At 70.1% G+C, this 23,959-nt stretch carries 25 protein-coding genes and 1 tRNA gene; 10 read left to right on the top strand and 16 right to left on the bottom strand.

Annotation, left to right across the window (positions count from 1 at the left end; translation table 11 throughout):
- Positions 1–2: 2 nt before the first annotated feature.
- The 8 genes from DEJ13_RS02215 to DEJ13_RS02180 form a co-directional block, all read right to left on the bottom strand.
- Complete coding sequence (locus tag DEJ13_RS02215; protein WP_111108084.1) at positions 3–497, bottom strand: hypothetical protein; 495 nt, start codon at positions 495–497, stop codon at positions 3–5.
- A gap of 115 nt (positions 498–612) precedes the next feature.
- Positions 613–1,656: a Gfo/Idh/MocA family protein gene (locus DEJ13_RS02210; protein WP_056123435.1), complete on the bottom strand. Its 1,044-nt coding sequence runs from the start codon at positions 1,654–1,656 to the stop codon at positions 613–615.
- An 89-nt stretch (positions 1,657–1,745) separates the two neighbouring features.
- Positions 1,746–2,657 carry a prenyltransferase gene (locus tag DEJ13_RS02205; protein ID WP_111108083.1) on the bottom strand — a complete coding sequence of 304 codons (912 nt, stop codon included), beginning with the start codon at positions 2,655–2,657 and terminating at the stop codon, positions 1,746–1,748.
- Positions 2,654–3,073, bottom strand: coding sequence for a lycopene cyclase domain-containing protein (locus DEJ13_RS02200; RefSeq protein WP_111108082.1), 420 nt, complete (start codon positions 3,071–3,073; stop codon positions 2,654–2,656). Before DEJ13_RS02200 ends, DEJ13_RS02205 begins: the two co-directional genes overlap by 4 nt.
- A complete protein-coding gene (locus DEJ13_RS02195) occupies positions 3,070–3,405 on the bottom strand; it encodes a lycopene cyclase domain-containing protein (protein WP_111108081.1) in 336 nt (111 codons plus the stop codon). Before DEJ13_RS02195 ends, DEJ13_RS02200 begins: the two co-directional genes overlap by 4 nt.
- Positions 3,405–5,075 carry a phytoene desaturase family protein gene (crtI, locus tag DEJ13_RS02190; RefSeq protein WP_111108080.1) on the bottom strand — a complete coding sequence of 557 codons (1,671 nt, stop codon included), beginning with the start codon at positions 5,073–5,075 and terminating at the stop codon, positions 3,405–3,407. The genes DEJ13_RS02195 and crtI overlap by 1 nt, the downstream gene beginning before the upstream one ends.
- Positions 5,072–6,007, bottom strand: coding sequence for a phytoene/squalene synthase family protein (locus DEJ13_RS02185; RefSeq protein WP_111108079.1), 936 nt, complete (start codon positions 6,005–6,007; stop codon positions 5,072–5,074). The genes crtI and DEJ13_RS02185 overlap by 4 nt, the downstream gene beginning before the upstream one ends.
- Positions 6,004–7,062: a polyprenyl synthetase family protein gene (locus DEJ13_RS02180; protein WP_111108078.1), complete on the bottom strand. Its 1,059-nt coding sequence runs from the start codon at positions 7,060–7,062 to the stop codon at positions 6,004–6,006. The genes DEJ13_RS02185 and DEJ13_RS02180 overlap by 4 nt, the downstream gene beginning before the upstream one ends.
- 21 nt (positions 7,063–7,083) lie before the next feature.
- On the opposite strand from DEJ13_RS02180, the gene idi reads away from it, so the two are divergent.
- Positions 7,084–7,617: an isopentenyl-diphosphate Delta-isomerase gene (gene idi, locus DEJ13_RS02175; protein ID WP_111108077.1), complete on the top strand. Its 534-nt coding sequence runs from the start codon at positions 7,084–7,086 to the stop codon at positions 7,615–7,617.
- 52 nt (positions 7,618–7,669) lie between these two features.
- Here the strand turns inward: idi and DEJ13_RS02170 are convergent, their stop codons facing one another.
- Positions 7,670–7,879 (bottom strand): hypothetical protein, encoded by a 210-nt coding sequence (locus DEJ13_RS02170; RefSeq protein WP_111108076.1) that lies wholly within the window; start codon positions 7,877–7,879, stop codon positions 7,670–7,672.
- A gap of 205 nt (positions 7,880–8,084) precedes the next feature.
- On the opposite strand from DEJ13_RS02170, the gene DEJ13_RS02165 reads away from it, so the two are divergent.
- From DEJ13_RS02165 to DEJ13_RS02150, 4 genes are all read left to right on the top strand, one after another.
- On the top strand, positions 8,085–9,107 hold the full coding sequence (locus DEJ13_RS02165; RefSeq protein WP_056123457.1) for a LacI family DNA-binding transcriptional regulator: 1,023 nt from the start codon (positions 8,085–8,087) through the stop codon (positions 9,105–9,107).
- A 433-nt stretch (positions 9,108–9,540) separates the two neighbouring features.
- A complete protein-coding gene (gene mmsA, locus DEJ13_RS02160) occupies positions 9,541–11,064 on the top strand; it encodes a multiple monosaccharide ABC transporter ATP-binding protein (protein ID WP_111108103.1) in 1,524 nt (507 codons plus the stop codon).
- Positions 11,061–12,353, top strand: a complete 1,293-nt coding sequence (gene mmsB / locus DEJ13_RS02155) for a multiple monosaccharide ABC transporter permease (RefSeq protein ID WP_111108075.1) — start codon at positions 11,061–11,063, stop codon at positions 12,351–12,353. The genes mmsA and mmsB overlap by 4 nt, the downstream gene beginning before the upstream one ends.
- 61 nt (positions 12,354–12,414) lie before the next feature.
- The gene (locus tag DEJ13_RS02150) at positions 12,415–13,518 is read left to right on the top strand and encodes a substrate-binding domain-containing protein (protein ID WP_111107648.1); all 1,104 of its coding nucleotides are present in this window, start codon (positions 12,415–12,417) and stop codon (positions 13,516–13,518) included.
- A gap of 146 nt (positions 13,519–13,664) precedes the next feature.
- Here the strand turns inward: DEJ13_RS02150 and DEJ13_RS02145 are convergent, their stop codons facing one another.
- The 3 genes from DEJ13_RS02145 to dcd all read right to left on the bottom strand — a co-directional run bounded on the left by DEJ13_RS02145 (position 13,665) and on the right by dcd (position 15,169).
- On the bottom strand, positions 13,665–13,994 hold the full coding sequence (locus DEJ13_RS02145) for a HepT-like ribonuclease domain-containing protein (RefSeq protein WP_111107647.1): 330 nt from the start codon (positions 13,992–13,994) through the stop codon (positions 13,665–13,667).
- Positions 13,991–14,506, bottom strand: a complete 516-nt coding sequence (locus DEJ13_RS02140) for a helix-turn-helix domain-containing protein (protein WP_056123468.1) — start codon at positions 14,504–14,506, stop codon at positions 13,991–13,993. The genes DEJ13_RS02145 and DEJ13_RS02140 overlap by 4 nt, the downstream gene beginning before the upstream one ends.
- Before the next feature lie 75 nt (positions 14,507–14,581).
- Complete coding sequence (gene dcd, locus DEJ13_RS02135; RefSeq protein WP_056123471.1) at positions 14,582–15,169, bottom strand: dCTP deaminase; 588 nt, start codon at positions 15,167–15,169, stop codon at positions 14,582–14,584.
- A gap of 86 nt (positions 15,170–15,255) precedes the next feature.
- Between dcd and DEJ13_RS02130 the strand changes: the two genes are divergently transcribed.
- Both DEJ13_RS02130 and DEJ13_RS02125 read left to right on the top strand, forming a co-directional pair.
- Positions 15,256–16,341, top strand: coding sequence for a GNAT family N-acetyltransferase (locus DEJ13_RS02130; RefSeq protein ID WP_111107646.1), 1,086 nt, complete (start codon positions 15,256–15,258; stop codon positions 16,339–16,341).
- Between the two features lie 84 nt (positions 16,342–16,425).
- Positions 16,426–18,471 (top strand): cytochrome c oxidase assembly protein, encoded by a 2,046-nt coding sequence (locus DEJ13_RS02125; RefSeq protein ID WP_111107645.1) that lies wholly within the window; start codon positions 16,426–16,428, stop codon positions 18,469–18,471.
- A gap of 188 nt (positions 18,472–18,659) precedes the next feature.
- Here the strand turns inward: DEJ13_RS02125 and DEJ13_RS02120 are convergent, their stop codons facing one another.
- Positions 18,660–18,995, bottom strand: coding sequence for a hypothetical protein (locus DEJ13_RS02120; protein WP_146245295.1), 336 nt, complete (start codon positions 18,993–18,995; stop codon positions 18,660–18,662).
- 1 nt (position 18,996) lies between these two features.
- Positions 18,997–20,073, bottom strand: coding sequence for a DUF6177 family protein (locus DEJ13_RS02115; RefSeq protein ID WP_056123484.1), 1,077 nt, complete (start codon positions 20,071–20,073; stop codon positions 18,997–18,999).
- A gap of 197 nt (positions 20,074–20,270) precedes the next feature.
- Between DEJ13_RS02115 and DEJ13_RS02110 the strand changes: the two genes are divergently transcribed.
- From DEJ13_RS02110 to DEJ13_RS02100, 3 genes are all read left to right on the top strand, one after another.
- Positions 20,271–20,341, top strand: a tRNA-Gly gene (locus DEJ13_RS02110).
- Positions 20,342–20,917: 576 nt separating this feature from the next.
- The gene (locus tag DEJ13_RS02105) at positions 20,918–21,604 is read left to right on the top strand and encodes a hypothetical protein (RefSeq protein ID WP_146245294.1); all 687 of its coding nucleotides are present in this window, start codon (positions 20,918–20,920) and stop codon (positions 21,602–21,604) included.
- A 9-nt stretch (positions 21,605–21,613) separates the two neighbouring features.
- The gene (locus DEJ13_RS02100; RefSeq protein ID WP_111107642.1) at positions 21,614–21,916 is read left to right on the top strand and encodes a cold-shock protein; all 303 of its coding nucleotides are present in this window, start codon (positions 21,614–21,616) and stop codon (positions 21,914–21,916) included.
- A gap of 107 nt (positions 21,917–22,023) precedes the next feature.
- Here DEJ13_RS02100 and DEJ13_RS02095 read toward each other — a convergent pair whose 3' ends face one another.
- On the bottom strand, positions 22,024–22,947 hold the full coding sequence (locus DEJ13_RS02095; protein ID WP_111107641.1) for an SDR family oxidoreductase: 924 nt from the start codon (positions 22,945–22,947) through the stop codon (positions 22,024–22,026).
- Between the two features lie 76 nt (positions 22,948–23,023).
- Positions 23,024–23,887 (bottom strand): helix-turn-helix transcriptional regulator, encoded by an 864-nt coding sequence (locus tag DEJ13_RS02090; RefSeq protein ID WP_111107640.1) that lies wholly within the window; start codon positions 23,885–23,887, stop codon positions 23,024–23,026.
- Positions 23,888–23,959: the final 72 nt, after the last annotated feature.

The raw sequence follows: 23,959 nt of genomic DNA, 5'->3' as shown, positions 1-23,959 counted from the left end.
GGTCAGTTCGCCTTCGCGCGCTTGGCCGCCTGCTTGCGGTACTTCGTCGCCTGCTTCGTGACCGGGGCCAGGCGCTTCCGCTGCTTCTTCCGCAGCTGGTACCCGGGGTCCTGCTCGAGCTGGGCCTGGCGCGCCTTCCGACCCGCCTTGCGGGCCTTGCGCCCCTTCCGGCCGGGCGCCGACTCGTCGCCACCGCGTGCACCGAACGGCAGGAGGGCCGTGAACGCGGACGACGCCGGCGGGGTGGCCAGGTGTCCGGCGGGCGTCCGGCCGATGCGGGTGCCGATGACGACCGACGCCACGCCGGCAGCCGCGATCATGCCGAGCGCCACGAGCGGGGTCGGGTCGCGGTGCCACTGCTGTCGGGTCTTCGCGACCGCCAGCCGGGTGCGCGCGGGCAGGTCGACCTTGTGCCGGATGCGCTCGACCGTGTCGGTCATGCGTTCCCGGGTGCGGACGTTCGCGAGCTCGAGCTCGGGGAGACTGTCGTGCGCCATACCTCGTTCGTACACGGTCGTGGTCGCGGAGTCTCCCGACAAGCCGCGTGACGCGGCATGTGGCGGACAGGAGGCCCGGTGCCGGTCGGCACCGGGCCCGCTGTCCGTCGGCCGGTCAGGACGGGACGACGACGTCCTCGGGCAGGCCGGACGCGGCGGAGCGGGTGGCGGCCTCCATCAGGGCCAGGCTGCGCAGGTTGTCGCGCCCGCTGGTCTCCGGAGCGGGACCGCCCTCGATCGACCGTGCGAACGCCTGCAGCTGGCCCTGCCGGTCGTGGTGCTCAGCGGTGGGCAGCTCGACCGACGTCGCAGTCGTGTCGCCCGGTCGTCGCACGGTCACGACGTCGCCGCTGACGTCGCCCGGCTCGCCCGCACGGCTGGTGAACTGCAGCTCGCCGTCCTCGCCCTGGATGCTCCACTCGCCCGCCCACGCCGTGTGCTCGGCGCGGCTCAGCCAGCTGCCGCGGTAGCTCACGACGAGGCCGTCCTGCATCTCGATGAGCATCGACGCGACCGCTTCGTCCTGGTACTTGCTGAACGACGGGTAGGTCGCCTTGGCGAAGACCCGCACGGCTTCCTGCCCGGTGACCATGCGGAGCAGGTCGACGTGGTGGATCGCCATGTCGTTGAACATCGCGTGCGGGAACCGGTAGTGCGGGTGGTCGGCGAAGGGCCGGTCGTTGTCCCACTGGCGGAAGTCGACGTTGATCGCCGAGAGCTCGCCCACGGCGTCCGTGCGCAGCAGGTCGCGGACCACCTGCGGCGCCGGGTAGAACCGGTAGTTCTGGCTGACCTGCAGCACGAGCCCGCGTTCCTCGGCACGGTGGACCGCTGCGGCGGCTTCGTCGGCGGTGTTGGCGAACGGCTTCTCGACCAGGACGTGCTTGCCGGCGTCCAGCGCTTCGAGCGCGAGCGGCACGTGGGTGACGGCCGGCGCGGTGACGACCACGGCGTCGGCGTCGACCGCGGCGAGCGCTGCGGTGAGCGAGGGGAACGCCGCCGACTCCGGCAGCCCGAGGTCCGTCCGCACCGCCTGCAGCGTGTCGGCACTCGGGTCGACGATCCCGACCACCTGGACTTCCGACACGGCGGGGATGGCTTCGCGGGCCCAGCTGCCGCCCCACCCTCCGAGACCGACGTGGATGATGCGGACCGTCATGCGGGCACTCCTTCGTGATCGACGTGACACCGACCTCGGCGTCACGTCCATCCTGTCAGGGACCGGTGACGGCACCGACCACGGCGACGTCAGTGGGTGAACGCGTAGACGATGAGCGCCATCGTGACGATGAAGCCCGCCAGGTAGTTGATCCACAGGAAGCGCTTCCAGCCCGCGTTCGCGGACTCGGCCGCGTCGTCGGTGACGTTCCACCACGGCAGCACGTTCAGCGCGTACGGGATCACCACGACGGCGGCGATCGGCCCGGGGAAGGCCGAGAACAGCAGCGCGATGCCCGCGACGACGTACGCCACGAAGGCCAGACGGACGGTCGCCCGCGCGCCGATCACGGTCGCGACGGAGCCGATGCCGCCGGCCCGGTCAGCGAGCACGTCCTGCACCGCACCGAACGCATGTGAGGCGACACCCCACAGGAAGAACGCGATGCACACCGCCACGAGCTGCCCGGTCCACTGCGGTCCGGCGAGCGCGAGGCCGTAGATCGCCGGCGACACGAAGTGGGTCGACGACGTCAGCGAGTCCAGGAACGGCTTCTCCTTGAAGCGCAGCCCGGGAGCGGAGTAGGCGATGACGGCGAACACACTGATCGCCAGCACGAACCACGACCAGGGACCGCCCAGCAGGACGAGCGCGACCAGGAACGGCACGTTCGTCACGACGACGGCCCACAGCGTGGTGCGGTGCACGCTCTTGTCGAGCAGGGCGCCCTCGACCCCGCCCTTGCGCGGGTTGCGCAGGTCGGACTCGTAGTCGAAGACGTCGTTGATCCCGTACATCGCCAGGTTGTAGGGCACGAGGAAGTACACGACGCCGATCAGCAGCGCGGCGAGCGAGAAGCCACCGCCGCCGTCGACCCCGACACCGCTGCCGAGCAGGTACGCGGCGCCGAACGGGTAGGCGGTGTTCACCCAGCTGATCGGCCGGGACGACACGAACAGCGCGCGCGTGGTGGACTGCCGGGAGGCAGGGGTCGCCGTCATCGCGGGTCCTCCGGTTCGGGGTGTGGCTGGGTGTCGGGCACGGCGCCGGTCACGGGGACGCGGTCGCGCCCGCCGGTGCGGTCGAACAGCACCCAGAGCGCGGGCAGCAGGAAGGCGGCGGCGATCGCGTACGCCAGGTCCTCGATCGGGAAGGCGCCGATGCGCGCCCCGCTGATCCGCGCCGGGTCGTAGGCGACGATGCCGAGCGTCACGATCACGTTGTTGAAGACGACGGTCATCACGAGCAGGGCGACCCCGGCCACGATCCCGCTGACCATCGCGATCCGGCGCCCGCTGACTGCTCGCCCGCGGGAGCCGGAACGTCGTGCCGCGACGATCCCCGCGGCGACGGCGGCCAGGACGGCCACGACGATGAACGGCACCGCGAGCAGCGCGTACGTCCCGGTGCCGGTCACGAGTCGCTCCCCCGGGCCAGTGCGCGCGCCACCAGGGGCCGCACGAACCCGGTCAGGTTCATCGTCGTGTAGCAGAGCAGGAGCAGGAAGAAGAGCTCCTCGAGCGGCACGTCCGGCGCGAGCAGCACGCCGGTGAGCAGTCGTGTCGGGCCGATGAAGAAGATGCCCAGCGCGACCCCGACGACGTCCCAGAGCATGAAGAACGCCACCCCGACGACCATCACGGCCGTGGCGCGCCACGGCGCCCGCCAGAAGAACAGCCGGAAGCGGGCGTCGAGCACGACCATGCCCGTCAGCGAGACGAGCAGTCCGAGCAGGTAGAGACCGGGCATCACCCAGCGGCCGTCGCGGGCGCCGTGGTGCGAGGCGCCCGCCCGGCGGGTCGCGGTGGGACGCCGTCGGCCGGCGTCAGGGGCGTCGGCAGCGGCTCGGTCGAGGTGTCGCCGTGGATGCGCTTGAGCAGCACCTCGGCGGAGATCAGGCACATCGGCAGCCCGATGCCCGGGATCGTCGAGGAGCCCGCGTAGTACAGCCCGGCGACCTTGGCCGAGGCGTTGCCCTCGCGGAAGAACGCGCTCTGCCGCAGGGTGTGCGCCGGGCCGAGCATCGACCCGCTCCAGGCGTTGTAGTCGTCGGCGAAGTCCCGCGGCCCGATGGTCCGGCGCACCCGGATCCGGTCGCGCAGGTCGGGCACACCGGAGCGCTCGGCGACGACGTCGATGGCGCGGTCGGCGATCCGCTCGACCTCGTCGTCACCGGCGCCGTCGATGCCGCCCTTGCCGATGCCGACGTCGGCGGGCAGCGGCACGAGGATGAACAGGTTGCTCGTGCCGGCCGGGGCGACGGTCGGGTCGGTCTCCGACGGCGCGCAGACGTAGATCGAGGCGGGGTCCGGCACATGGCGATCGGCGCCGAACACCGCGCCGAAGTTCGCCTTCCAGTCCGCGGTGAACATCAGCGTGTGGTGCAGGAGGCCCGGCACGGGACCGTCGACCCCGAGGTAGACGAGCACGGCCGAGGGACCCGGGTCGCGCTTCGCCCAGTGCGACTCGTCGTGGGTGCGGTGCTCGCGGTCGAGCAGCTGCATCTCGGTGTGCCGCAGGTCGGCCGCGCTGACGACGACGTCCGCCGGCGTCACGTGCTGCTCACCGTGGTCGTCGCGGTGCACGACCCCGGTGACGTGGCCGTCGGTCACCGCGATGCGCTCGACCTGGGCGCCGGTGACGATCTGCGCACCCTCGGCACGGGCGACCCGTTCGACGGCGGAGATGACCTCGGTGATGCCGCCCTTCGGGTAGAGCACGCCGTCGGCCAGGTCGAGGTGGCTCATCAGGTGGTACATGCTCGGCGCCGCGTACGGGCTGGTGCCGAGGAACACCGCCGGGTAGCCGAGGACCTGCCAGAGCCGACGGTCCCGCACGGCGGTCGCGGCGAACGACGACAGCGGCTGCAGCAGCAGGCGGGCGAGCTTGCCCATGCGCAGCAGCACGTCGGGCGCGGCGAGCTTCCGGAGGTCCTGGAACGTGCCGTACAGGAAGCGACGCACAGCCATGTCGTACGTGTCGGCCGCCGAGTCGAGGTACTTCGCCATCCGCGCGCCGGCCCCGGGTTCGATCGACTCGAACAGCGCGAGGTTGTCCTCGCGCGACGCCCGCAGGTCGATCGGCTCGTCGTGGCCCTCGCTGTAGACGCGGTAGCCCGGGTCGAGCTTCACCAGGTCGAGCTGTTCGTCGGCGCTGGTGCCGAGCAGCTGGAAGAAGTGGTCGAACACCTCGGGCATGAGGTACCAGGACGGCCCGGTGTCGAACCGGAAGCCGTCCCGCTCCCACGACCCGGCACGGCCGCCGAGCTGGGTGCGCTGTTCGAGCACGGTGACGGCGAAACCGTCCCGCGCCAGCAGCGCTGCGGAGGCGAGTCCGCTGATGCCACCGCCGATCACGACGGCGCGGCGGACGGGCACCTTGCGCGTGGACTCCTGACTGGAGGCTCGTGGCGGGGTCATCGGGAGCCTCCAGGGCGGGTGGTGGTGCGGGTTCGTGAACGGAGCGGTGCGCGTCCGGCGAGCACCTGCGCGGCGAGCCGCGCCTTCACCGGGTTCGGGACGCGCACGCGCGTGGTGATCAGCCGGTCCGCCGGGGTGGCGGCGATCCGGTCGTTGAGCTCTTGGAACAGCGCGTGCGCGAGACCGACCGCGTTGCGGGCGTCCTTCGGCAGCAGGGGGACGGTGCGCGCCGCGGTGTCGAGGTCGGCCTGCACGTCGGCGACGAGCCGGCGCTTGGTGGTCTCGTCGAAGGTGCGGACGTCGACGCCGGGGAAGTACGAGCGTCCCAGCACCTCGAAGTCGGCGTGCAGGTCGCGCAGGAAGTTGACCTTCTGGAAGGCGGCTCCGAGCGCCCGAGCGCCGTCGACGAGCACGGTGGCGTCGAACGTCGGGGTGCCCGCGCGGTACACGAACGCACGCAGGCACATGAGCCCGACGACCTCGGCCGAGCCGTACACGTAGGTGTCGAACGAGGCGTCGTCGTGCTCGGTCTGCTCGAGGTCCATCCGCATCGACGCGAAGAACGGACGCGTCAGCTCGGCACCGAACCCGGTCGTCCGGGCGGTGCGGGCGAAGGCGTGCACGACCGGGTTCACCGAGAACCCGTGTGCGATCGCACGCTCGGTGTCCTGCTCGAGTTCGTCGAGGACGGTGCGCGCGAGGGCCGGGTCGAGCCCGGCCTCGGTCGCGGGGCCGTCGACGACCTCGTCGGCCACGCGGACCAGGGCGTAGACGTTCTTGATGTGCTCGCGGATGTCCTTGGTGAGCAACCGACTGGCGAGCCCGAAGGACGTGGAGTACCGGTCGATGACGACGGAGGACGCCGCCTCGGCCGTGGCGTCGTAGAGCGGGAGCCGCGCGGCGTGCGTGCTTCCGGTGTGGTCGGTGCTCACCGGACGCGCTCCACCAGCTCGGACACGAGGGCCTCGAGCCGGACGGCGAGGTCGTAGGGCAGCGCAGCGAGTTCGGCACGGGCCAGCGCGGTGTGCTCGCGGACGCGGGCCAGCGCGGCGTCGTGGGCGCCGCAGTGCACGAGCAGGCGGCGCATCTCGGCCGCGCGCTCCTCGGTCAGGTCCGGGTCGCCGAGGTACGGCGCCAGCTCGGCCCAGCACTCCGTGGTCGCCGCGTAGGCGATGAGCATGGTGCGCTTGCCCTCGCGCAGGTCACCGATGGCGGTCTTGCCCGTCGCGGCCTCGTCGCCGAAGACCCCGAGCAGGTCGTCGACCACCTGGTAGGCGATGCCGATCTCCCGGCCGAAGGCCCCCAGCGCGGCGACCACCGTCTCCGGGGCGCCCGCGAGCACCGCACCGGACTGCAGCGGCGCCTCGAAGGAGTACACGCTGGTCTTCGCCCGCTCCATCGCGAGCACTTCGTCCACCGTGGGCATCACGCCGTGGGTCAGGTCGACGTCGGCCATCTCGCCCGCGGCGCTCGCGAACACCGCGTCGTCGAACAGGTCGAGCAGCCGCGCACGACGGCCAGCGTCGGCACCGCTGGCCTCGATGAAGCGTGGCGCACCGGCGAGCGCCAGGTCGCCGGCGATGACGGCGGCGCTCATGCCGCGGTGCTCGGCGGTCGGCAGCGGCAGCCCGCCGGTCGTGCCGTTGTCGCGGAAGGACCCGGCGACGTTCGGCTGCCCGCGGCGGGACCAGTCGCGGTCGATCACGTCGTCGTGGACCACGAGTGCGGTGTGCAGGAGTTCGTACGCGGCCCCGACGTTGGCGGCCGCGTGCACGTCGGTCCCGCCGAGTCCGGCGTAGGCCGTCAACACCATGCGGGGGCGGAAACGCTTGCCGCCCATGCTGGCCTTGCGCAGCACGCGCCAGAGTTCCTCGGAGGGGCGTCCGAACGCCTGGGCACGGGCCGACGACACGGTGAAGAAGCGCTCCAGGCAGTCGTCGACCAGGGCGAGGTCGATGTGCGCCACGGTGGCCGCTTCGTCCGTCATTGGCCTAATCTATCGAACTAGATGAACCACTTCCCTGAAACCGTCGTGCTGCTCGCCGAGGACCGTACCCCGATCGGCACCGCGGACAAGTTCGCGGTGCACACCGACCACACGCCGCTGCACCTGGCGTTCAGCTGCCACGTGACGAACAGCGACGGGGATCTGCTGGTCACACGCCGGGCGCTCACGAAGAAGGCGTGGCCGGGCGTGTGGACGAACTCGTTCTGCGGACACCCCGGTCCGGACGAGTCGTTCGAGGACGCGATCGCCCGGCGCGCCGCCCGCGAGCTCGGCATCACCGTCCGTGACGTGCAGCCCGTGCTGCCCGACTTCCGGTACCGCGCGGTCGACGCCTCGGGCATCGTCGAGAACGAGGTCTGCCCGGTGTTCCGCGCCGTCACCGACGACGTCCCCGCGCCCGCCGACGACGAGGTCTCCGAGTACGAGTGGCTCTCCGAGGACGCCCTGCGCAGTGCCGTGTCGGCGGCGCCGTTCGCGTTCAGCCCGTGGCTCGGCTGGCAGCTCGAGCAGCTCCCGGTCAGCGCGCTCGACTGAGTCCGGTCAGCGCACTCGACTGAGTCCGGTCAGCGCGCTCGACTGACCCGGGTCAGCGCCGGCGTGTCCGCAGGAGCAGCCCGACCACGCTCGTGACCACGAAGACGACGAGCGCCACCGGGACCACGACGAGCCAGCACGCGAGCAGCAGCACCCCACGGATGACGTGGCGGGAGCGCAGGTGGCGGCCGGCCAGGACCAGCAGCATGGTGGTGCCGAGCAGCCCTGCTGCGTCGGCGTTCCTCGAGATGACGTTGCCCATGCCCCGATGGTCCCGGTCGACGACGGGTCCACGCGTCGGCCCACGGAGCCGCCCGGGTGGCACCCCGGTACCGGTTCGCGCTCCCGGCGCAACGGCTCGGTCGACGCTCAGGTGGCGCCCGGCCCGCGGACGTGCATAATGATCTGGCTCGGGATGTGAACGTGCACATGGGCGTGCCACGGCCCCGAGCGGGAAACGAGAACCCATGTCGTCGACGCGGACACAGCAGCCGCGGTCGCCCAGCATCCGCGATGTCGCGCGGGTCGCCGGGGTGTCGCACCAGACGGTCTCCCGCGTGCTCAACAACTCGGACGCCATCCGCGCCGAGACACGCGACAAGGTCCTGGCCGCGATGGAGCAGCTGCAGTACCGACCCAACCGCGCGGCACGGGCCCTGGTCACCAGCCGGACCCGCACGATCGGCGTCCTCACGGCGCAGCGCTCGCACTACGGACCCGCGGTGACGATGCAGGCGATCGAGGACGCGGCCGTCGGTCGCGGCTACTCGATCACCACCGCGAACATCGCCGAACCGACCGACACCGCGGTGCGCGACGGCCTCGGGCACCTGCTCGACCAGGACGTCGAGGGCATCATCGTCATCGCCCCGCAGCAGCGGGTGTTCGACCTGATCGAGGAGCTCGGCGTCCGCACGCCGTACGTCACGCTGCGCTCGAGCATCAACGAGGACCCGACCGCGCTCTGGGTCGACCAGATGGAGGGCGCTCGCCTGGCGACCGCGCACCTGCTCGACCTCGGGCACGAGTACGTCCGGCACATCGCGGGCCCGCAGGACTGGATCGAGGCGGACGCCCGCATGCAGGGGTTCCTGCGCGAGATGTCCGACCGCGACAAGCCCGTGCAACCGCCGATCCTGGGCGACTGGTCGGCGGACTTCGGCTACCACGCGGGCCGGGAGCTCCTGCGGTACCGCGACTGCACCGCGGTGTTCTGCTCGAATGACGCAATGGCGCTCGGGGTGGTGCACGCGGCCCGGTCGTACGGCCTCGACGTGCCGGGCGACCTGTCCGTGGTCGGCTACGACGACATCCCCGAAGCCAAGCACTTCTGGCCGCCGCTCACCACCGTGCAGGTCGACTTCGCCGACCTGGGCCGGCGGTGCGTCGACCTGCTGCTGCCCGACGAGGACGACCGCCTCCGCCCGATCGAGATCGTCCCCCAGCTGGTCGTCCGCGCGTCGACCAGCGCCCCGCGTCACCGCAGCTGAGGACGTCCCGTTGTCCGCGGAACGCGGGTGAACGGCGGACGGGAGGAGCGGTGCGGGCCCGCACCGGGCCTCCCGTCCGATCCGCGCCACGCCGGGCCACGGCCCCACACCGGGGGACAACGGATGTCCGCAGCCGCGCGGACGCGGCGTCCGTTACCGAAACGCGACCAATCCGAATTGACAGCGGCGCCGACGCCATGCGTAGTATTACCTCCGTTCCAGCCGATGTGACCGTTCACATCACGGCGAGCCAGCGGAACGACCGGACCCGACAACGAAGTCCGCACAGCGCCTGTGCCCCTTCGTTGCCGCAGCGGGACCAGACGAAGAACTGCCGCATCGCTGCGGCAGAAGGAGATGCACTGTGGCGTCAACCCCGATCGACACCGGACTCCAGACCCGGTCGATCACCGCACCCGAGACCATCCTCGAGATGCGGTCGATCACCAAGGAGTTCCCGGGTGTCAAGGCACTGTCCGAGGTGTCGCTCAACGTCCGTGCCGGCGAGATCCACGCGATCTGCGGTGAGAACGGCGCCGGCAAGTCGACCCTGATGAAGGTCCTGTCGGGCGTCTACCCGTACGGCACCTACACCGGCGAGATCGTCTTCGAGGGCGAGGAAGTCCGCTTCGCCAACATCAAGCAGTCCGAGCAGGCCGGCATCGTCATCATCCACCAGGAGCTGGCGCTGATCCCGGAGCTCTCGATCACCGAGAACCTGTTCCTCGGGAACGAGCCGGGCCGCTTCGGCACGATCGACTGGACCGCCGCGCAGCTGCGTGCGCAGGACCTGCTCGCCCGCGTCGGCCTGCGTGACGACCCGGACACGCAGATCAAGAACATCGGCGTCGGCAAGCAGCAGCTCGTGGAGATCGCGAAGGCGCTGCACAAGGACGTCAAGCTGCTCATCCTCGACGAGCCCACCGCGGCCCTGAACGAGAACGACTCCCAGCACCTGCTCGACCTGATCGTCGGGCTGAAGGCCAAGGGCATCTCGAGCATCATCATCAGCCACAAGCTCAACGAGATCGAGCAGATCGCGGACGAGATCACGATCATCCGCGACGGCAAGACCATCGAGACGCTCAACGTCCGCGCGGACGGCGTCAACGAGGACCGGATCATCCGCGGCATGGTCGGTCGATCGCTCGAGTCCCGGTTCCCGGACCGTACCCCGAAGATCGGCGAGACCTTCTTCGAGGTCCGTGACTGGACCGTGCAGCACCCGCTCGACTCCTCGCGCCTGGTCTGCAAGGGCTCCAACTTCCACGTGAAGCGCGGCGAGATCGTCGGGTTCGCCGGTCTGATGGGTGCCGGACGCACCGAGCTGGCGATGAGCCTGTTCGGCCACTCCTACGGCACCTTCCTCGGCGGCCAGGTCATCAAGGACGGCGAGGAGATCAAGCTCAACAACGTCCAGCAGGCCATCGACGCCGGCATCGGGTACGTCTCCGAGGACCGCAAGGCGCTCGGCCTGAACCTGCTCGACACCGTGAAGCGCTCCACCGTCGCGGCCGACCTCAAGAAGATCTCGAAGGCCGGTGTCGTCGACTCGCTCGAGGAGTACTCGGTCGCCGAGAAGTACCGCAAGATGCTCCGCACGAAGGTGCCCTCGGTCGAGGACAACGTCGGCAAGCTCTCCGGCGGGAACCAGCAGAAGGTCGTCCTGTCGAAGTGGATGTTCACCGACCCCGACCTGCTGATCCTCGACGAGCCCACCCGCGGCATCGACGTGGGCGCCAAGTTCGAGATCTACGGCATCATCCAGCAGCTCGCGGCCGAGGGGAAGGGCATCATCCTGATCTCCTCCGAGCTCCCCGAACTGCTCGGGCTGTCCGACCGGATCTACACCATCTTCGAGGGTCAGATCACCGCTGACCTGCCGGCCGACCAGGCCGATCCCGAATCGCTCATGCGCAGCATGACCTCCGCGCGGAAGGGCGCCACCGTCTCATGAACAACCTGAAACTGCTGTTCGGCAAGGGCAACAGCATCGGCCAGTACGGCATGATCATCGCCCTCATCGTGCTCTTGATCTTCTTCTCGATCACCACCCAGGGGCTCATCCTGCAGCCCACCAACGTGATCAACCTGTTCCTGCAGTACTCGTACATCCTGATCCTGGCGCTCGGCATGGTCATGGTGATCATCGCCGGCCACATCGACCTGTCCGTGGGTTCGGTGGCGGCGGTCGTCGGCATCATCGTGGCGCAGTCCATCGCGGTGTGGCACTTCCCGGTCTGGACCGCGGTCATCCTCGGCCTGGCCGTCGGTGCCCTCATCGGTGCCTGGCAGGGCTTCTGGGTCGCCTTCGTCCGCGTCCCGGCGTTCATCGTGACGCTGGCCGGCCAGCTGATCTTCCGCGGTGTCAACCAGATCATCGGCAACTCGACGTCCGTGCCCGTGCCGAACAGCTTCACCCCGATCGGCGCCGGCTTCCTCGGCGACTTCGGACCGGACTTCGGCTACTCGAACGGCACCCTGCTCATCGGCCTGGTGACGATCGCCGCGCTCATCATCATCGAGGCCCGCGGCCGTGGCCGTCGCCGCAAGATGCAGGCCGAGGTGCCGCCGCTGTGGGTCTCCGTCGTCCGCACCGGCATCCTGGTCGCCGTGACGCTCGTCGCCACGTACCTGTTCGGTGCCGGCCCAGTCGGCACCTCGGTCCCGATCGTCGCGATCATCCTCGGCGTCCTGACGATCATCTACGGCTTCGTCACGAAGAACACGATCTTCGGTCGCCAGGTCTACGCGGTCGGTGGCAACTCCAGCGCCGCCGTCCTGTCCGGTGTCTCGGCCAAGAAGGTCAACTTCTTCGTCATGATGAACATGTCCGTCCTGGCCGCCGTCGCGGGCATGGTGTTCGTCGCCTACTCCGGTGCCTCTGGTCCCGCTGACGGCACCGGCTGGGAGCTCGACGCGATCGCCGCCGTGTTCGTCGGTGGTGCCGCGGTCGCCGGTGGTGTCGGCACGATCTCCGGCTCGATCATCGGTGGTCTCGTGATGGCCCTGCTGTCGAACGGCCTGCAGCTGATGGGCCTCGAGTCCAACAAGGTGCAGATCATCCGCGGTCTGGTCCTGCTCGTCGCCGTCGCCTTCGACGTCTACTCGAAGTCGCAGGGACGCCCGTCGCTGATCGGCGGCATGATGCGGCAGTTCCAGCGGAAGGACACCGAGCAGAACACGGTGGCCGCGCAGCAGCCCCGCTCGATCGAGGACCAGCCCGAGAAGGTCACCCTCCCCTAGTTCCCCCATCCCCACAGCGGGGCTCCGGCCCCACCCTCCTCAACGAAGAGAAAGCAATCACATGCGCAAGAAGATCGTCGCCGGCCTCAGCCTGGCGCTCATCGCGGGCCTCGCCCTCAGCGGCTGCTCGTCGCGTGGCTCGGACTCCGGCAGCGGTTCCGACGCGACCATCAAGAAGGGTGACCTGATCGGTGTCGCACTGCCCGCGAAGACCTCGCAGAACTGGGTCCTCGCAGGTGCCGCGTTCAAGAAGTCGATCGAGGACGCCGGCTTCAAGGCCGACATCCAGTACGCCAACGCCGGCAGCCCCGTCCCGGACCAGCAGTCGCAGATCTCGGGCATGATCACCAAGGGCGCGAAGGCCGTCATCATCGGCGCGGCCGATGGTTCGCAGCTCACCTCGCAGGTCAAGTCGGCGAAGTCCTCGGGCGCCGTCGTCATCGCCTGGGACCGCAACATCCTGAACACCAAGAACGTCGACTACTACGTCGCGTTCAACAACTACAAGGTCGGCCAGCTGCAGGCCCAGGCGCTGCTCAAGGGCCTGAAGGAGAAGAAGGGCGACGGACCGTACAACGTCGAGCTCTTCGCCGGGTCGGCTGACGACGCCAACGCCACCGTGTTCTTCAACGGTGCCATGAACGTCCTGCAGCCGAAGATCGACGACGGCACCATCAAGGTCGTCTCGGGCCAGACCACCTTCCAGAAGGTGCAGACCAAGGGCTGGCTCGCGCAGAACGCCCAGTCGCGCATGACCGACCTGATCTCGCAGTACTACTCGGGTGACACCAAGCTCGACGGCGTCCTGTCGCCGAACGACACCCTGGCCCGTGCGATCCTCACCGCGACCAAGGCCGCCGGCAAGGACAACCCCGTCGTGACCGGGCAGGACTCGGAGACCGCTTCGATCCCGCTCATCATGCAGGGCACGCAGTACTCGACGATCTACAAGAACACCACGGAAGAGGCCCAGGCGGCCGTCGACCTGGTCTCGACCCTGGCCAAGGGCGACAAGCCCGACACCAAGATCGACAAGACGAACAACTACAACGGCGTGAAGACGGTGCCGGCCATCGAGCTGACCCCGATCCTCGTCACGAAGGACAACGCGGTCGAGGCCTACAAGGGCAACTCGACCCTCGAGGACCTCGCCAAGCAGGGCTGATCCTCGGTACCACCCGACAGGGCCCCGTCCGCACCGCGGACGGGGCCCTGTCCTCGTTCCCAGCGGGGGACGAACCGGACGGGAGGCGCGGTGCTGGCCGGCACCGCGCCTCCCGTCCGCGATCAGCGCACGTGGGCGACGGGGCGCTATGCGTGCCGGGCACGCAGGCGACGCGCCGCCTGGCACAGGTGGGGCACGTCCACCCGCGCGGTCCCGAGCACGATCGCCGGCGTCGTGTCGAAGTAGCGCCGCGTGAGCCGCTCCCCCAGCAGCGAGACCCGCGACCAGGGGATGTCCGGCTCGGCCGCCGTCACCGCGACGGGGAGCATGCGCACGGCCTCGCCGATCTCGACCAGGCGCATCCGGACCGCGTCGTAGACCAGGTCCTCGGGGAGGTCGGGCTCTGCGACGTACCGACCGATGACGCCGCACGCGCGGATGACGTCGTCGAGCCGCTCGCGGACCTGCCGGTTCACAGCGGGACCGCCGACCGGACGACCTCGTCGCCCATGCCGTCGGCCAGCACGACGTCGACGCGGACGCCGAGCACGAGCTCTGCCGCGTCCTGGATCCGCATCAGCGCGAAGATCCCGCGGCCGGGCAGCAGGTCGACCATCAGGTCGACGTCACTGTCCGGTCCGTCCTCGCCGCGGGCGACGCTGCCGAACAAGCGCGGGTTGGCGCCGCCGAGCTCGTCGACCAGCTGGACGAGTTCGTCGCGGTGCTGGCGCACCCGCTCGCGGAGCGACGGGCCGTCGGCCACGGGTTCGAGATCGATCACGGTCAGGAACCCGGCCGCCAGCAGGAGCCGCTGCAACGCCGCCAGGGACGGTTCGCGGCGTCCGTTCTCGTAGGTGCTGATGACGCTCTGGGTCACGCCGGCGCGGTGCGCGAGCTGGACCTGCGTCAGCTCCGCGCGGAGGCGTGCGTCACGAATGAGCTCGGCCGCTGACGGTCGCGGGGCGGGCCGTGGCAGGACTGCAGGCATGTCGCCACGATACACAACATGCAACATTCTGAACCCGGGGCGCACCGATCGTTCTGCCGACGGTTCCCCGGTGGGTCAGTCGCGGCGGGACACGTCCGCGCGGTGGAAGTTCTGGGCCGACCGCGACGGGGTCGGTCCACGCTGCCCCTGGTACCGCGACTGGTACTCGGCCGAACCGTAGGGCTTGTCGGCCGGGCTGGAGAGCTGGAAGAAGCACAGCTGCCCGATCTTCATGCCGGGCCAGAGCTTGATCGGCAGGGTCGCGACGTTGCTCAGCTCGAGGGTCACGTGGCCCGAGAAGCCCGGGTCGATGAAGCCCGCCGTCGAGTGCGTCAGGAGACCCAGTCGACCGAGGGAGCTCTTGCCCTCGAGGCGTGCGGCGATGTCGTCGGGCAGCGTCACGACCTCGAACGTCGACCCGAGCACGAACTCGCCGGGGTGCAGCACGAACGCCTCGTCCGGGTCGGTCTCGACCAGTCGGGTCAGGTCGGGCTGGTCGAGCGCGGGGTCGATGTGCGGGTACTTGTGGTTGTCGAACAGCCGGAAGTACTTGTCGAGCCGGACGTCGATGCTCGACGGCTGGATGAGCGAGGCATCGTGGGGATCGAGGCCGATCCGGCCTGCGGCGAGCTGGGCGGTGATGTCGCGGTCGGAGAGAAGCACGGAAGGGATCCTAGCGGCGGCGACCGGCGCACCCGATATGCTGCTCGGCAGCCCGCGCACCGTGCGCGCCAGCGGGAGGAACGACCGTGTACCGCGTCATCGAGCTCGACGTACCGACCACCATGACGGACGACCCGGGTCGGGTCCGGGCGTTCCGGGAGTGGGTGGCGGTCCAGAACGCAGCCGAGGTCGACGTCACGGGCTTGCCGGAGCTGCTGTGGACGCCCGAGGAGCAGCTGCCGTACCTGCTCGACCCCGAGGCGCCGAGTCGGCTCTTCGCGGTCCGCGCCCCGGACGGGACGACCGTGGCCGCAGGTGCGTACGACACCAAGACCGCACCGGGCACCCCGAACTGCTGGATCGCGATCGCGGTCACCCCCGACCACCAGCGCCGCGGCGTCGGGACCCTGCTGGCCGACCACCTCGAGGCCATCGCACGGGACCAAGGACGCACGCAGTGGAAGACGTACGCGATGACCCGGCAGGTCGGACCCGCAGCCGGGGCCGGGTACCTGCAGGCCCCGACCGGACACGGCGCGGTCCCGGAGGACGAGGCGGCCGTGCGGTTCCTGTCCGGGCGGGGGTGGCGGTTCGGCCAGGTGAACCGGATCAGCCGCCTGCGCTTGCCGGCCGATCAGTCCCTGGTGCGGACGTTGCTCGACCGTGCGTCGCTCGCTGCCGGAGCCGAGTACCGCGTGCACGCGTGGATCGGTCCGACGCCGCCCGCGTGGCAGCAGGACATCGCTCTCCTGCACACGCGGATGAGCACGGATGCACCCGAGGGCGACATGGAGGAGCCCGAGGACGTGTGGACGACCGACCGGCTGGTCGAGCACGAGTCGCACCTCGCCCGGTCACCGCGCACAATGCTGACGGTGGCCGTCGAACACGTGCCGAGCACCATCCTGGCCGGTTTCACGCAGCTGGCTGTAGCGCACAACATCGCACAGCCGGTCTTCCAGGGGGACACCCTGGTCCTCCGCGAGCACCGCGGACACCGGCTCGGCTGGCTCTTGAAGGTCATCGGCATCGAGACGATCGAGCGCGACCACGCCGGGCACCCGTCGATCATCACGTTCAACGCCGAGGAGAACCGGCCGATGCTCGACGTCAACGAGGCGGTCGGCTTCGTCGGGGTCGGCAGCGAGGGGATCTGGGAGCGTCGGATCTGACGGATCGCAGGTGGCGGCCAGGCCCGAGCGCCTACGATGGAGGGTCCGCGGAACCGCGGACGGAAGCGTCCCTGGAACAGGTTGATGACCCTCACCACGTCCGAAGCCCCCGCGCCGGGCGCGGGTCCGGAATCCGCGCCCCGCACCGCTCGCACGTCCACCGTCGCGACCGTGCTCGCGATCGCCCTGCCGCTGGCGGTCGCGTGCTCGATCATCGGCATGACGGTGACCGGTGCCTTCACCGCCGACCAACAGCTGGTGTCGGCGGGCGACCTCGTGCAGTACGGCCTGCCGATCGCGCGCGCCGTGCACGACACCATGGCCGCGCTGACCATCGGCCTGCTCATCGTCGCCGCGTTCGCGCTCCCCGCGCAGAAGGCCGACCACGGCGCCATGTCGAGCGTGCAGCACCGCGCCGTGCGCTGGGCCGCGACGACCGGTGCGGTCTGGTTCCTGGCCGCGGTGGTCGGCATCGTCTTCACGGGCGCCAACACGCTCGGGTCCTCGATCACCTCGCCGCTCTTCGCCCGCAACTTCATGGTCTTCGCGTTCCAGGTCGAGATCGGGCAGTCGCTCGTGGTGTCCGCGGTGGCGATCCTCATCGCGACCGTCCTCGCCGCGTTCGCCACCCGGGCCACGACGCTCGCCGTCGCCACGGTCGCCGGCCTGTTCGCCCTGCTGCCCCTGGCCCTGTCCGGGCACGCCGCCGGGTCGCTCGAGCACGCCAACGCGGTGAATTCGCTCGCGATCCACCTGATCGGGGTGTGCGTCTGGGCCGGTGGCCTGGTCGCCGTGCTGGTCCTGCGCACCCGGACGAAGGGTGCCACCGGTCGCGTCGTCGCCCGGTACTCCACCCTGGCCGGCTGGTCGTTCGCCGCCGTCGCGTTCTCGGGGATCGTCAACGCGTCGCTCCGCCTGACCGGCCCGCTCGACCTGGTCACGACGACGTACGGTGCGCTCATCACCGTCAAGGCCGTGATCCTCGTGCTGCTCGGCCTGGCCGGGGTCGTCCAGCGCCGCAAGCTCGTGCCCGCACTGCTGCGTTCGCCGCTCGACCGCCGCTCGTTCACGCGCTTCGCCCTGGCCGAGGTCGTCTTCATGGCGATCGCGATCGGCGTCTCGGTGGCCGTGTCACGCAGTCAGCCGCCGATCCCGCAGACGCCCGAGACCGGCGAGGACACCCGCTCGGGCCTGATCGGCTACCCGTACCCGCCGGCCCAGACCCTGCACACCTTCCTGACGCAGTGGCACATCGACTGGGTGTGGCTCGCGCTCGCCGTCGTCGGCGCCGGCTGGTACCTGTTCGCGGTCCGCAAGCTCCGGCAGCGCGGCGACTCGTGGCCGGTCGGGCGGACGATCTCGTGGTTGATCGGCTGCGCGGTCTTCATCTGGACGACCTCGGCCGGACCGTCCGTCTACGGCATGATCCACTTCTCGTCGCACATGATCCAGCACATGCTGCTCATGATGTTCGTGCCGCTGCCGCTGGTCCTCGGCGGCCCGGTGCTGCTGGCACTGCGGACGCTGCCGGTCCGCAACGACGGGTCACGCGGTGCTCGCGAATGGCTGATGCTCTTCGTGCACTCCCGCTACATGCAGTTCATGGCGAAGCCGGCGGTCGCCGGGGTCATCTTCGCCGGGTCGCTCGTGGTGTTCTACTTCACGCCGGCGTTCCAGTTCGCGATGCAGTCGCACGAGTGGCACGTCGCGATGGTCGTCCACTTCGTGCTGAGCGGCTACCTGTTCTTCTGGGTCTTCGTCGGGATCGACCCCGGGCCCAAGCGCCCCGCCTACCCGATCCTCATCATCGCGCTGCTGGCGACCCTGGCGTTCCACGCGTTCTTCGGCGTCGCGGTGATGACGTCGCAGTCCGTGTACGCGGCCGACTGGTTCCACGCGCTCGGACAGACGAACGACGTGGGGCTGCTCGCCGACCAGCACACCGGCGGCGGCATCGCCTGGGGTGCCTCCGAGCTGCCGATGGTCTTCGTCGCCTTGCTCGTGGTGCGGAACTGGGTGAAGTCCGACGGCCGCGACGCCAAGCGCCTGGACCGCCAGGCCGAGCGCGACGGCGACGCCGAACTCAAGGCCTACAACGAGCGGCTGGCGGCGATGCGTCAGCGCGACTGACGGTCCAGCACCGTGCGGGGTTGATCGCGTAGTGGGCGGGTCGCACCGTGCTCGGTTCGCCGTCCGTGCGCCGTCAGTGGCTCGGTGCGGGGATGTTTCCCCGCACCAGGCCGCCAACGCGGCACGGGGCGAGAAGGCGGCACCGTGCTCAGACCGCCCGCGCCAGACCGCACCCGCCCGGTCGCGGCTCAGTCGCCGTGGACGATGCAGACGGCGTCGAGGTCCATCGCGGCCTCGAGCGCGGCGGTGATCCCGGACTCACCGTCAGCCCCGGCCGGGGTCACCGTGTCCACCCACCAGAGCGGGACGGTGAGCGCCGGGGCATCCGGCAGGATCCGGACGACCTCGTCGAGCGAGTCAACCCGACGGACTCCGAGCACGGTGATGACCGGGTGCGTGGCGTCGCGGCACACCTGCAGCATCGGGCCATCGTCGAGCGCCCGGACGCCCCACGAGTCGTCGTGGAGCAGCAGGGCCTCGGCCACCTCGCGCGCCTCGACCGCGCCGCGACACAGCAGGGTCACGTCACGGGGCACTGTGGCCGCCCGGCAGGCTCGCTCCGACGTGTCCGTCGAGGGTGCCCTCGTCGTGCGCCGGGTCGAGCGGGGCGCCACCGACGAGCTGCAGGAAGCGGTCCTCGTCGATGCGGTCCAGGAAGGACTCGAGCGCGGTCCAGCCGTCCTCCAGCCGGACGATGAGCCCGTGGTCGCCGTCGCCGCGATCGCCGAAGGTCGACGTCGAGGTGTGCGGCGGCGGCCAGACCTCGCCGCGGTCCAGGAAGGAGACGGCCTCGGGACCGACGATCACCGCGAGCGGCGAGGGCTCGCCGTGCGCGACGGCGCGCACCAGGTGGTCGGCGTCCCCGCGGCGCTGCATCACGACACCGAACACCGGGACGACGTCCTCGGCCACACGGTGCACCGCGGCGAGCATGCGCTCGGCCAGCTGCGGATCCGTTCCTTCGTCCGGGATGGTCAGGACGGCGGACATCGTCTCGATCACGACGGTGTCGGTCAGGTGTGCGGTCATCGTCGCCGAGAAGCCCTCGCCGACGGCGTAGGACGTGCTGATGCCCGGCGCCTCGTGCTTGGCGTACTGGGTCACGACCCACCGGTCCCAGGGCACGGCGAGCGGCTCGACGGTCCCCCAGCGGTCCGGGCAGGCGCCCACCGTGTGGCAGAGCGCCTCGATCGCGGAACCGATGTCGATCGCGCGTTCGGCGTGGTGCCGCAGTGTCAGGTCGATGCTGATCTGGCGGACCGAGCCGGTGGCCGCGGGGTGCTCCGCTGACGGCGGTCCCAGCAGCTCGGGCCCGTGCTCGACGAAGTCCTCGATGCGTTCCGCCCGGACCCCGGTGCGTCCGTCGCGCAGGGTGCCGTCCGGGTCGGTGACCGCCCAGGCGGCGCCGTGTGCACCGAGTGCGTGTCGGAGCGCCGGCGTCAGCGCGGCGCCCGGTTCGGTACGGAGCACGACCGTCCGGCCGGCGTCGGACGCACGTCGCAGCAGCGAGGCCAGCGCCTCGGTCAGCCACACCACCTGCGAGCCGGAGTCGACCACGATGGCGGGGCCGACCACGTCGTCGATGAGGGGATGTCTGACCATCCGTGTCCTCCTCGGTCGGGGTCGCTGGAACCCCCTGGACGCTACACACGCGCCCGACACCTGTCCGTCAGGCGGGGCGGCTCACAGAAGAGACACGGGAGGCTCGGGGCGGACCCGGTGGATCGGCGCACGGCGGGCGGTCGGCTGGCTTCCAGCGGAGAATCCGCTATGGTGGTCGAGTCCCGCTGAGCGGGCGCGCGAGTGTAGTTCAATGGTAGAACTCCAGCTTCCCAAGCTGGTAGCGCGGGTTCGATTCCCGTCACTCGCTCCGATTCCAGACATGTCCATCGCTGTCGTTCTCAACCCAGATGAGTCTTCGCTCGAAGGAGTTGAGACTCCAGCCTCTCGAACGCGCAACAAGTCGCGCTTGCCGTCGCTGTGCAGGACGGCACCGCCCATCCCCTGGTCCGCTGGGCTCCCTGGGGCCGCCGCTTGTCGTCGGCGCGCAGATGACATGTCGCCTTCGCGCACAACTCGTCACCGAAGCGCGTTCCTCGGTGCTGCCTCAGTCGGCGAACGTTTCCCGGCGAGTCAGGAGCAGTGCGCCGTGCACGCTTGCTCGTTGTCGGGGTGGACTCCGCCTTCGGCAGGGACGCACGCGAGGCGTCCCGGAGGCGGCTCCGCCGGCTCCGGCTTCTTGCGCCGAATCGATTCGAAGTAATTGTTCCAGCGCGAAACCGAATCGTCGCGACAGATCTGCAAGATGGAGCGGGGCTGAAACTGTCCATAGATCGACCCGGAATGGGTGCGGTTTCGCCTTCGGTTCGCGAATGCGTCTTGTCAGGCAAGAAGCTGCGTGCTTTGCTCCCGCTCACGCGGCAAGGGGGCGCTTGAGGGGAACACCATGCGAATCACGAAGAAGCGCTCCGTACTCTGGACATTGCCACTGGGGGCCGTCCTTCTCTCCATCACTCTCGCGGCACCTGCGCACGCGGTCACCACGCCGGACGCCGACGTACCGCTCTCCAGCACGCTCACGATCACTCAAGCCGACGGGACTTCGAAGACGACGACCTCGACCGGCACGCTGCAGTCGGTACAGGACGTCGCGCCAGCCGACGACGTGAACTCGGATCAACCGGCAGCCGCGTCCGTTCAGTCGAGCAGGGCGGTTTCAGCCGCTGCGGCCCCCGCGGTGGCCGGCCCGCAGGGAGCGAAGCTGCTCTGCAACAAGTTCTACAAGTTCTCGGACGCGAACCTGAGCTACACGGTGCAGCACCAGTGCGGAGGCAGCACCGTTCCGTGGGGGATCAAGCTCTCGCCCGCCGACTGCGCCACCGTCGTCGGTGACGTGGTGGAAGCCCCGCAGCACTGGACCAAGAACGGCGCGACGCAGAAGGCGCAGTCCGGCCACACAGAGGAGTGCGTGTACCAGTTCCACGGCAACTACAGCGGCTCGCCCGATGGAACGCACATCGCGTACTCGGGCCTGTACACCTGGCGCGTGAAGGGCAACGGCACTGCGACCCTTCAGGTGTACGGTTCGTTCACCGCGACGGGTAACCGCTGCGGGTCCGCCACCTCCTGCTGAGGAGCATCGATGTCAGAACCCGGAGTAGTTTGCAGCTGGAACGCCGATGAAGGATGGGGCGTCATCGATGTCGCGAATGTCGACGGTGGCGTCTGGGCGCACTTCAGCACAATTGAGGGCCGGTCATTCGGAGTTCTCAATGTCGGCGAATCAGTTTTCGTTGAATGGGATGACGTGAAGCACGGTTCCTGTTCGGCGCAGGCAACTCGAGTGCTTGTGGACGGGAACGAAGGTCCCGTGGAGGTTCAAGCCGGATCCGGTGTCCTCAACTCGATCCTGACGATCAAGTGGGATGCAGATCAGAAGGACTGACCTCACCCCTGCACCTTGATGAGAGGCACCACGGGTCTACCGGCCGACAGGGCCGAGGCCCGTGGTGCCTCCGTCGATCGGCGCGCTCACCGTCCAGCGGCCGGTGGTCACACCCGGACGCCGGTGAGCTCGGCGGACAGGTCCCACAGCGCGCTCGCCGTCGCCGTGTCGGTGAACGGCTTCCACAGCGGGCGTCGCGCGGGCGGTCCCCCGACGGTGCGCTTCGGGCCGTACAACACGTCGGTGTGCTCGTCGGTGCTGGTCGCGGCGAGCAGTGCGGGGAGCGCCGCGCTCTCCACGGTGCCGAGGACCCCGACGCGCGCCAGGACCTCGATCACCCGCCGTTCGCCGCCGGCGCGCTCCCGTCCCATCCCGGGCTGGGCGGCGAGCAGGTTGGTCGGCGAGACGCCGGGGTGCGCGAGGGTGCTGGTGATGCCCCATCCGCCGGCGCGGCTCCGGCGGTCGAGTTCCCGTGCGAACAGCCCGACGGCGATCTTCGAGGCGCTGTAGGCCCGCATGACGTCGTACCGTCGCTGCTGCGCGAAGTCGTCGAGCTCGAGGGACCCGGTCCGCGCGGCGACGCTGGTCTGGTGCACCACCCGTGCACGGCCGGCCCGCAGCAGTGGGAGCAGCCCGAGCGTCAGCGCGAAGTGCCCGAGGTGGTTCGTGCCGACCTGCAGCTCGAACCCGTCCGCGGTCTCCTGTCGGGTCGGAGGCCGCATCACCCCGGCGTTGTTGAGGAGCAGGCCGACCGGACGGCCGTCTTCCGCGAGCTGCAGCACGAGGGCGTCGACGGAGTCCAGTCGGGACAGGTCGAGGGGCATCACCCGGACCGTCGCCGCGGGCACGGCCTGTCGGATGCGTGCGGCCGCCCGCTCCCCCTTGTCGGCGGACCGGACGGGCATGACGACCTCGGCGCCGGCAGCGGCGAGCCGTCGCGCGATCACCGCGCCCAGGCCGTCGCTGGCGCCGGTGACGACGGCGAGGGTGCCGGTCTGGTCGGGGAGGTCGAGCTTCGGGGTGGTCGGCATGGGGTGTCCTTCCGGGGACGACGGGTGTGTGTCCCCATGGTCCGGCTCCGCCCCGGCCGCATCCAGGACCTGTCGGTCAGTGGCTCCCCGGGGCGTCCCCGACAGCGGCCATGTCCTGCGACCCCACCACGGCGAGCAGCTGCAGCCGTTCGTGACTCCGACTGCCGGGCACGGCCGTGTAGACGAGCATCCGGTGGGACTGCTCCGTGTCGAGAAGCGTCTGACACGCCAGTTCGAGCGCACCGACCACGGGGTGCAGGAACCGCTTGACCTCGGGCGGCCGGATGCCGACCTCGTGTCGGTCCCACACCGCGCGGAACGCTGCGTCGTCCCGGAGGGCGTCGACCAGGGACGCCGCGTGGGACCCCGGACCGCGCAGGGTCACGACCTCGCGGAGCCCGGCGGCGTAGACGCGGGACAGCAGGAGCCGTTCCTCCGGCGGGTACGCGGCCTGCGCCTCCGGGTCCGTGAACCACCGGTAGCCCAGGCTCCGAGCCGGTCCGGAGCGCTGCGCAACGTCCCCGGTCAGTGCCCGTCCGAGCGGGGTCTGCCGGAGCGTCTCGCCGAGTTCCGTCACGATCTCCGCAGGGGTGTCGACCAGTCGGTCGAGGATCCGGAGCATCCCCGGACCGACGTGCTCGCTCGTGGTCCCCCGCGCGGGCGGGTGGTGTCCGGCGAGCCGGAACAGGTGGTCGCGTTCGTCGATCGACAGGTGCAGCCCCTGCGCGATCGCTGCCGTCATCTGCTCGGACGGGTGTGGCCCCGTGCCGCGCTCGAGTCGCGCGTAGTAGTCGGTCGACATGCTGCAGAGCACGGCGACCTCCTCCCGCCGCAGCCCCTCGGTTCGGCGGCGTTGCCCGCGGGGCAGCCCGACGTCCTCCGGCTGCAGCGCGCCACGGCGGAGACGCAGGAACTCGGCCAGGGCCGCACGGTCCATCACGTTCCCGTCCTACCGCATCCGCGTCCCGACATCGAGGACCTGCTGATCCACCCCTGGCGTGGACCACTACGA

Origin of the sequence: Curtobacterium sp. MCLR17_007 (assembly GCF_003234655.2) — a bacterium.
In the GTDB taxonomy this organism is placed as follows: domain Bacteria; phylum Actinomycetota; class Actinomycetes; order Actinomycetales; family Microbacteriaceae; genus Curtobacterium.
This window is presented reverse-complemented; position numbering and strand designations above follow the sequence as displayed.

Bases quoted from the DNA above. Each gene is read 5' to 3' on its own strand.
- idi (WP_111108077.1), top strand. From the start codon at position 7,084: ATGAACCACTTCCCTGAAACCGTCGTGCTGCTCGCCGAGGACCGTACC.
- DEJ13_RS02195 (WP_111108081.1), bottom strand. From the start codon at position 3,405: ATGCCCGGTCTCTACCTGCTCGGACTGCTCGTCTCGCTGACGGGCATG.
- DEJ13_RS02105 (WP_146245294.1), top strand. From the start codon at position 20,918: ATGCGAATCACGAAGAAGCGCTCCGTACTCTGGACATTGCCACTGGGG.
- DEJ13_RS02210 (WP_056123435.1), bottom strand. From the start codon at position 1,656: ATGACGGTCCGCATCATCCACGTCGGTCTCGGAGGGTGGGGCGGCAGC.
- mmsB (WP_111108075.1), top strand. From the start codon at position 11,061: ATGAACAACCTGAAACTGCTGTTCGGCAAGGGCAACAGCATCGGCCAG.
- DEJ13_RS02095 (WP_111107641.1), bottom strand. From the start codon at position 22,947: ATGCCGACCACCCCGAAGCTCGACCTCCCCGACCAGACCGGCACCCTC.
- DEJ13_RS02205 (WP_111108083.1), bottom strand. From the start codon at position 2,657: ATGACGGCGACCCCTGCCTCCCGGCAGTCCACCACGCGCGCGCTGTTC.
- DEJ13_RS02100 (WP_111107642.1), top strand. From the start codon at position 21,614: ATGTCAGAACCCGGAGTAGTTTGCAGCTGGAACGCCGATGAAGGATGG.
- DEJ13_RS02140 (WP_056123468.1), bottom strand. From the start codon at position 14,506: ATGCCTGCAGTCCTGCCACGGCCCGCCCCGCGACCGTCAGCGGCCGAG.
- crtI (WP_111108080.1), bottom strand. From the start codon at position 5,075: ATGACCCCGCCACGAGCCTCCAGTCAGGAGTCCACGCGCAAGGTGCCC.
- mmsA (WP_111108103.1), top strand. From the start codon at position 9,541: ATGCGGTCGATCACCAAGGAGTTCCCGGGTGTCAAGGCACTGTCCGAG.
- DEJ13_RS02125 (WP_111107645.1), top strand. From the start codon at position 16,426: ATGACCCTCACCACGTCCGAAGCCCCCGCGCCGGGCGCGGGTCCGGAA.
- DEJ13_RS02165 (WP_056123457.1), top strand. From the start codon at position 8,085: ATGTCGTCGACGCGGACACAGCAGCCGCGGTCGCCCAGCATCCGCGAT.
- DEJ13_RS02180 (WP_111108078.1), bottom strand. From the start codon at position 7,062: ATGACGGACGAAGCGGCCACCGTGGCGCACATCGACCTCGCCCTGGTC.
- DEJ13_RS02215 (WP_111108084.1), bottom strand. From the start codon at position 497: ATGGCGCACGACAGTCTCCCCGAGCTCGAGCTCGCGAACGTCCGCACC.
- DEJ13_RS02170 (WP_111108076.1), bottom strand. From the start codon at position 7,879: ATGGGCAACGTCATCTCGAGGAACGCCGACGCAGCAGGGCTGCTCGGC.
- DEJ13_RS02150 (WP_111107648.1), top strand. From the start codon at position 12,415: ATGCGCAAGAAGATCGTCGCCGGCCTCAGCCTGGCGCTCATCGCGGGC.
- DEJ13_RS02115 (WP_056123484.1), bottom strand. From the start codon at position 20,073: ATGGTCAGACATCCCCTCATCGACGACGTGGTCGGCCCCGCCATCGTG.